Origin of the sequence: Allorhizocola rhizosphaerae (assembly GCF_003426775.1) — a bacterium.
Classification (GTDB): domain Bacteria; phylum Actinomycetota; class Actinomycetes; order Mycobacteriales; family Micromonosporaceae; genus Allorhizocola; species Allorhizocola rhizosphaerae.
The window spans coordinates 38,059-45,725 of record NZ_QJUG01000047.1 but is presented as its reverse complement, the minus strand read 5'-3'; the positions used below and the strand labels follow the sequence as shown (position 1 = coordinate 45,725).

Sequence of the window (7,667 nt, the reverse complement as noted above, 5' to 3'; positions counted from 1 at the left end):
GCCGACGAACTGCCGGTGGCCGCGGCCGAGGCGCTGGCCCGCCAGCTGGCGCCGCTGCGGCTCACCGCGGGCACGCGCGGCGAGCAGCCGTTGACCAGCGACCTGGGCCTGGCCGAGCTGCTCGACCTGGGGGACCCGTTCGCGTTCGATCCCGCCGACACGTGGGTGCAACGGCCCACCCGAGACCGGTTGCGGGTGCGGTTCGGGATCTGCCCGGACGGCACACCGGTCGAGCTTGACCTCAAGGAGTCGGCGCAGGACGGCATGGGCCCGCACGGCCTGCTCATCGGCGCCACCGGATCCGGAAAGAGCGAACTGCTGCGCACGCTGGTGCTGGCGCTGGCCATCACGCACCCGCCCAACATGCTCAACTTCGCGCTCATCGACTTCAAGGGCGGCGCGACCTTCACCAGATTGGACCGGCTGCCGCACACCAGCGCGGTGATCACCAATCTGGCCGACGAGCTTCCGTTGGTGGACCGGATGACCGAGGCGCTCAACGGCGAGCTGATCCGGCGGCAGGAGCTGCTGCGCGCGGCGGGAAACTTCTCCTCGTTGCGCGACTACGAAAAGGCCCGTGCGGCGGGCGCGCCGCTGGCCGAGGTGCCGACCCTGCTCGTGGTCTGCGACGAGTTCAGTGAGCTGCTCACCGCCCGGCCCGACTTCATCGACATGTTCGTGCAGATCGGCCGGGTGGGCCGGTCGCTCGGCGTGCACCTGCTGCTGGCCAGCCAGCGGCTGGAGGAGGGCCGGCTGCGCGGGCTGGACGCTCACCTGTCCTACCGGATCGGGCTGCGTACCTTCTCCGATATGGACAGCCGGGTGGTGCTCGGCGTCAGCGACGCGTTCACCCTCCCTCGGGCGCCAGGCCATGGATTTTTGCGGTACGGCGACGAGCCCATGATCCGTTTTAGGTCGGCTTACGTGTCGGGAGTGCACCGGGCAGCGGATGGGCAGCCGCGCCGATCGTCCACAATGGAGCGGCTTGAGCCCCAGCAGTACTCCACCGCCTACGTCGCGCCCCGCGTCAGGGACGAGGCCCAACCGGTGGAGGCGGACGACTCCGACGACGACATCGGCGAGAGCCTGCTGGACATCCTCGTGGACCGGCTCGCCGAGCGCGGGACGCCGGCGCATCAGGTGTGGCTGCCGCCCCTCGCCGAACCGCCCACATTGGACCAGCTGCTCGATGCGCGCCTGTCCGGTTCGCTGCGAGCCGTCGTCGGGCTGGTCGACCGGCCGCTGGACCAGCGCCGCGACCCGTTGGTGTGCGACCTGTCCGGGGCCGCCGGGCATGTGCTCGTGGTGGGCGCGCCGCGTAGCGGCAAGAGCACCGCGGTGCGCGCGTTCATCGCCAGCCTGGCACTCACGCACACGCCGCGGGAGGTTCAGTTCTACTGCCTGGACTTCGGCGGCGGCACGCTGGGTTCGATCCGTGGACTGCCGCACGTCGGCGGGGTCACGGGCCGGCAAAACGTGGGCGCGGTGCGGCGCACCGTGGCCGAGGTCGCGGCCGTACTGGCCGAGCGGGAACGCCGTTTCGCCGAACACGACATCGACGGCATGGCCGCCTATCGCGCGGCACGCGCCGACGGCACGATCACCGACGACCCGTACGGCGACGTGTTCCTTGTCGTGGACGGATGGCAGACCCTGTCCAAGGAGTTCGACGACCTCGCCGATGTCGTGGGCGCGATCGCTGCCCGTGGGCTCTCCTACGGCGTGCACGTGATTGCCACGTGTTCGCGCGCGTTCGACATGCGGCCCAACGTGCGGGACCTGTTCGGCAGCCGGATCGAGCTGCGCCTCGGTGATCCGATCGACACGATGGTGGACCGGGTGAGCGCGTCGAACGTGCCGGAGCACGCGCCCGGCCGGGGGATCGCGACGACGAAACACCAGTTGCTGATGGCCTTGCCGCGCATCGACGGACGGAACACGCCCGAGGACCTGCCCGACGGAGTCGCCGCGATGGTGGCCGCCGTTTCCGAGGCGTGGCAAGGAGAACCGGCTCCCAGTGTGCGGCTGCTGCCGGCGCTCCTGCCCTACGAGACCCTGCCGCCGCGCGATGAGCCGGGCGGCCACCGCTTCGCGATCGGCATCGCCGAACAGGACCTCGCGCCCGTGCGGATCGACTTCACCACCGACGCGCACTTCCTGTTGCTAGGCGACGCCAACGCGGGCAAGACCGCCTTCCTGCGGCTGCTGGCGCGCCGCATCGTGGACAGCAACGACCCGAGCCAGGCGCGCGTGATCCTCATCGACCACCGTCGCGGTTTGCTCGGCGAGATCGAGTCCGAGCACCTTCTCGGCTATGGCACCGACCGCGCCACCACGACCCGGCTGATGGCCGAGGCCGCGCGTGCCATGGCGGAGCGGCTGCCGGGGGAGGGCGTCACGCCCGAACAGTTGCGCAAGCGGAGTTGGTGGAAAGGGCCGGAGCTGTATGTCCTCATCGACGACTATGACCTGGTCGCCAGCTCGATGGACAATCCCTTCCTGCCGTTGATGGAGTATCTGGCCCAGGGCAGGGACATCGGCCTGCACGTGGTGTTGGCCCGGCGCACGGGCGGCGCGGGCCGTGCCATGTTCGAGCCGTTCATCGCGCGGTTGCGCGACGTGGGATCGCCCGGCCTGATGTTCTCCGGAGACAAGGATGAGGGCCCGCTGCTCGGCGGGCTGAAACCCGAGCCGCTGCCGCCCGGACGCGGGCGTCTGATCCACCGCCGGGACTCGCCGAGGCTCCTGCAGTCGGCCTGGCTGCCGCCGCGCGAATGACCTTTGTGGACAACCGAATTCGCCACACGAGAAAGGGAGGACGGGCATGGCAGGCACAGACGGTCTGCACGGGGAAACCAGCCAGATGCGGGCGTTCAACGCTACGCCGCCGAACGTGAGCATCACGGGCCAGAGCCAGGGCCAGGGCGGGATGGTTGAGGCCGCCGCATTCCTGGCCGCCAAGAGCCAGGCGGAGGCCCTGCTGCAGAAGTTCGTCAGCGACGCGAGGCAGGGCTACGCCGCCTACACGGCCATCGCGGACGGCTCCGCGCACGACTACCTGAGCGGGGACAACACGGGAGCGGCGGCGGTCGCCGGCGCGGCGAACACGCCGGGTGCAATAGGGAAGGACCTCGCCTGATGGCCATCGACTACACCACAGTGCCGATACCGCAGCAGTACCAGCTGATCACCCCGATCGAGCCGCTCGCGGGCGCGCTGACGACCGCGTCGGCGAACTGGCGCACGGCCGCCGAACAGCTGTCCGCCGCGGCCGCGTCGCTGCAGGGCCAGGCGCAGGATGCGCGCGGCTACTGGCAGGACTCGGCTGGCGGCACGTTCGCCGATGGGGCCCAGCGCAGCGCGGGCGAGGTCGGGCTGTGGTCAAGCAACATCACCGGATCGCGGGTGCCGCAGCTGCTTCAGGAGCTCGCGGCGCTGATCCCGCAGACCGTGCGGACCGTCCGCGAGGCACACCAGCAATACCTGCGGCTCGTGGCGATGCACACCAACGGGATTTCGGTGATCGACCAGATCCTTGCGCTGCAGAAGAAGTCGGGTGCCGCGATGAATCAGCTCGCCGAGCTCTTCGAGCGGGTGGGCCGGTCGCTGAACCAGGTCGCAAGCGGCAGTCCACAATGGAGCGGTCCGAGGGGCGGTTCGGGTGGCGGTGCAGCCGGTGGTGGCGGCGGGCAGACCGCCATGGCGTCAACCGGTGCCGGCGGTGGCCCCAGTGCGGCTTCCGCGGCGTCGGGTCCACAGGCATCCGCGGGCGCCGGCATGGGCGGGGCAAGCCAACCGGACCTGGCAGGCGACCCGACCCTGCAGGGCGGCGGTGCCCTGCCGCCGAGCCCGCACCTTCCGCTTCCGCAACCGGCGCAGCCGATCCCGGCCGGGCCGCCGGTCGGCGGCCTACCGTTCATCCCGCCGGTAGGCGTGGCGGGAGGCGGCGGTCGCCATGGCGGCAGCGTGAACCTCGGGCCCAAACCCATTGCCCGAGCGGCGGTCCCGATTCTGGCCGACGCCATCCAGAAGACGAATGGTTCGCCCCCGGCCGCCGCGTCGGCTCCCCTCACGGCACGACCGGGCGGCACACCCACGACGGGTCTCGTACCGCCGATGGCGCCGATGATGGGCGGCATGGGCGCGGGCGGTTCGGCCGGCGTGCCCGGCCCCGGCACCGCGCAGCGCCCGGTCCCCGGCCGAGGCGCCAAGCCCACCTCGACGCCCGGCCTTCCGCCTGCCCTGCAAGGCAAAGCGGCTCGTACCGAGAGGCCGGCGCGGCCCGCACGCCGCGTACGGGAAACGGACAACACCGTGCCGCTGCTCGACGATGAGCTGTGGCAGATCAGCCAGGCCCCCACGGCAATCCGCGCGGAACGCCCGGTGCCCTGACCGTCCTGCATGGACAGTGTCGGTTGCCCACTAGAGAAAGTGGGCAGCCGATTTCCGCTCAGGGAAGCACCGCTGGGCGTTAGCGCTCTGGTGCCGTGAAAGGGCGATGACCCCGGGGTTTACGCCAGCCAAGCGCTCAGTTTGGTCGCCATAAACGGCCCCTCACTACATCTCCGGACTGTCCAATATAGACAAGCGACCTCCCCGTCTACGGATTCAGGCTAAGATCAATGCCATGCGATTCGAGGTTCTCGGTCTTTTGCGGGTGCTCGGCATCACGGGTGAGATCGTGATTCAGGACCCGCGTGCAGATCGTTGCCAGTCGATCGATAGTCTACAATGCCCTCGGCCCTGTCACCCGATGCTGCTGAGCCTCAAATGACCGAGTAAGCGTGGGCACCGGCCAACGGTGCCCACGCCCGGCACCGCTGGACCGCCGGTGCCACGGCACGGCCGCGACCTATGCGCCTACCCATTAGGCAGTCTGCCCCGATCCCCTCTCGGACGGTTCTTAGCGTTTCAGACCGTGGAGGTCGGTGGCTGTTGGTCGAGGTTGGTGAGGTGGGCGTGGATGTTGGGCACACTGGCCTCAGGCTCCTCGGTGCGGTCGGTGCCGAGGCTGGTGAGGATGCCCAGGGCGTGTTGCCAGTGTCGGCGGGCCTGGTCGTGGTGGTTGAGGGTGTGGTGGGCTTGGGCGAGGCCGTCGAGGGCACGGGCTTGATCTGCGGGTTGGGCCAGGTCGGTCGCAAGCTGTAGCGCCTGCTGATGGTGGACAAGTGCGAGGTCGGGGCGGCCGGTGGCGTGATGCAGGCGGCCAAGGCCTTGTAGGGCTTCGTACTGCCAGTTGCTGTTGCCAAGCTCCTGGGCGAGGTCGAACAGCCGCTGGTAACGGTTGACGGCCTGCGCATGGCAGCCCTGCGTCCGGAGGACACGGCCGATACCGTTCAGTGCATGCAGTTCACCGTTGCGGTCGCCGAGGTCCTGGGCGATCCGCAACACCCGTTCGAAGTGGTCCCGGGCCTGGTCGTAGCGGCCCAGCATCTGGTGGACGTGGCCGAGACCGTTCAGCGCGTGCCGTTCGCCAGCGCGGTCGCCGATGTCCTGGGCGACGTGCAGCGCCTGCGTGAAGTGGCCGGTGGCCTGCTCGTAGCGGCCCAACATCCGGTGCACGTGGCCGAGACCGTTCAGCGCGTCTAGGTCGCCGACGCGGTCGCCGATGTCCTGGGCGATGTGAAACGCCTGCGTGAAGTGGCCGGTGGCCTGCTCGTAACGGCCAAGGCTGCGGTGGACGTAGCCGAGACCGTTCAGCGCGTTCACCTCGCCGACGCGGTCGCCGATGTCCTGAGCGATCTGCAAAGCCCGCTCGTAGTGATCGCCGGCCTGCTCGTGGCGGCCCAACATCCACCGGACGTGGCCGAAACCGGAGAGTGATTGCAGTTCGCCGTTACGGTCGCCGATGTCCTGGGCGATGTGCAGCGCTCTCCCGAAGTGGCTGGCCGCCTGCTCGTAACGGCCTAGGATCCGGTCGACGTAGCCGAGGCCGTTGAGCGCGTTCATCTCGGCGGGCTGGTTGCCGAGGTGACGGGCGAGGTGCAGGCCGCGCCGGTGCAGCGTTTGCGCATCACGGTATCGGCTACGAGTCAGCAGATGCCGGTCGAGGATGGCTGACAGCTGCCAGGTGTGTTCGGGCCAGCCATGTGCGGCAGCATGTTGTGCGGCGGCGAGCAGGTTGGCCAGCTCGGCATCCAACCACCGGTCGGCCCGGTCCTTTTCGGACAGTTCGGGTGTAGCGGTGCGGGCAGGTTGGACCGTGGCGCGACGCTGCCGCTCATGCGGGTAGACCACGTCCATGGCGGTCGCTGCGGTGGCCAGATAGAAGTCAAACAGGCCAGTCAGCGCCGCACGGCGCTCTGGCGGGCGGTCCTGGTCAACGGCTCGGTCCATGGCGTAAGCGCGAACCAGGTCATGGAAGCTGTATCTGCCGGGGGCGGCCTGCTGCAGCAGGTGATCGCTGCACAGGTCGTGCAGCCGATCCCCGGTGGTGGTCAGGTCGGCGGCGGTCAGGGCGGCGGCGGCATAAACGTCGAAGTCTTGGCCGGGGTGCAGGGCCACCAGCCGCAGCAGGCGTTGCCGGTCCGTGGGCAGACGCTGGTAGGACAGGTCGAGGGCGAGTTGCACGCCGCTGTCCAGCCGGCGGTGGTGGTGGCATTCGTCGAGCCGGTCGGCGTGATCGGTCAACGTCCACCCCGGTGTGCTGCGGACGTGCCCCGCCACCAGGCTGAGGGCCAACGGTAGGTAGCCGCAGCGGTCAGCGATGCGGGCCGCGGCGTGCGGATCCGCGCCGACGGCGACCTCGGGTACGGCCCGGGTGAGGAAGTCGATGGCCTCCTCGGGTGTGAACACGTCCACGGACAGACGTGTCGCCGGCTGTAGATCGGTCAGGCTGCGCCGGCTCGTGACCAGCGTCAGAGATCCCGGCGTACCCGCAAGAAGCGGCCGGACCTGTTCGGCGTCGGCGGCGTTGTCCAAGACGACCAGGGCATGGGTGCCCGCGAGACGCCGGCGGTAGGCGGCGGTGCGAGCGGCCAGGTCGTGGGGGATCTGCTGGCCTGGTACCCCGAGTAGGCGCAGGAAGCCGTCCAGGACGGCGGCCGGGTCGGCCGGCGGCTGGGTGGGATCGGGATGGAACCCGCGCAGGTTGACAAACAACACCCGGTCCAACTGCCTCTCCCGGGCGAGCAGATGCCCGGCATGGACGGCCAGTTGGGTCTTCCCAACCCCGGCCATCCCCTCAATCGCCGAGATCACCACCGCCTCGCCGTCATGCTGCGTGTGGTGTAGCGCTTGGCGCAGTTGGTCGAGTTCCGGTGTGCGGCCGGTGAAGACGGCCAGGTCCGGCGGCAGGGTGTCCTGGACCCGGACCTGCGCTGCCGCCTCGATCTCGCCGCCGATGACCCGCAGCGCTTGCCGCCACTGCGTTATGTATCCCACGTCAGCATGTAGCGCCTGCACCACCGCAACCACAAGATCTGTGTTCAGCCGCCGCCGGCCCGTCTTGAAACAGTCCACCACCGTCGCCTTCTTCGTCAGCTCCCCGCTTGGGCGACCGGCTTCCGCCCAGGAGGCGTTGACGCGCTCTTTGATTGCGTCGTATGACGGGCTGCCGGCCCATACGCGCAGTGATCGCAGCTTCTCGACAAACTCGTCGAGTGTGCGCGCTCCGCCTGGATCCGGAAGAGAGCCCATCACGGAGCTCGCTCTCTCAGCCACCATTG

The 7,667-nt window shown here is 69.5% G+C and carries 4 protein-coding genes; 3 read left to right on the top strand and 1 reads right to left on the bottom strand.

Features of this window, described 5'->3' with window-relative positions; genetic code table 11:
- From eccCb to DM816_RS12630, 3 genes are all read left to right on the top strand, one after another.
- Positions 1 to 2,778, top strand: a 2,778-nt coding sequence (gene eccCb, locus DM816_RS12640) for a type VII secretion protein EccCb (RefSeq protein ID WP_117210407.1), incomplete at its 5' end; no start/stop codon positions are given.
- 46 nt (positions 2,779 to 2,824) lie between these two features.
- Positions 2,825 to 3,139, top strand: a complete 315-nt coding sequence (locus tag DM816_RS12635) for a hypothetical protein (protein WP_117210402.1) — start codon at positions 2,825 to 2,827, stop codon at positions 3,137 to 3,139.
- Complete coding sequence (locus tag DM816_RS12630; protein WP_117210401.1) at positions 3,139 to 4,392, top strand: hypothetical protein; 1,254 nt, start codon at positions 3,139 to 3,141, stop codon at positions 4,390 to 4,392. Before DM816_RS12635 ends, DM816_RS12630 begins: the two co-directional genes overlap by 1 nt.
- 519 nt (positions 4,393 to 4,911) lie before the next feature.
- Here the strand turns inward: DM816_RS12630 and DM816_RS12625 are convergent.
- Positions 4,912 to 7,638, bottom strand: a complete 2,727-nt coding sequence (locus DM816_RS12625; RefSeq protein ID WP_246001916.1) for an ATP-binding protein — start codon at positions 7,636 to 7,638, stop codon at positions 4,912 to 4,914.
- Positions 7,639 to 7,667: the final 29 nt, after the last annotated feature.

Bases quoted from the DNA above. Each gene is read 5' to 3' on its own strand.
- DM816_RS12625 (WP_246001916.1), bottom strand. From the start codon at position 7,638: ATGGGCTCTCTTCCGGATCCAGGCGGAGCGCGCACACTCGACGAGTTT.
- DM816_RS12635 (WP_117210402.1), top strand. From the start codon at position 2,825: ATGGCAGGCACAGACGGTCTGCACGGGGAAACCAGCCAGATGCGGGCG.
- DM816_RS12630 (WP_117210401.1), top strand. From the start codon at position 3,139: ATGGCCATCGACTACACCACAGTGCCGATACCGCAGCAGTACCAGCTG.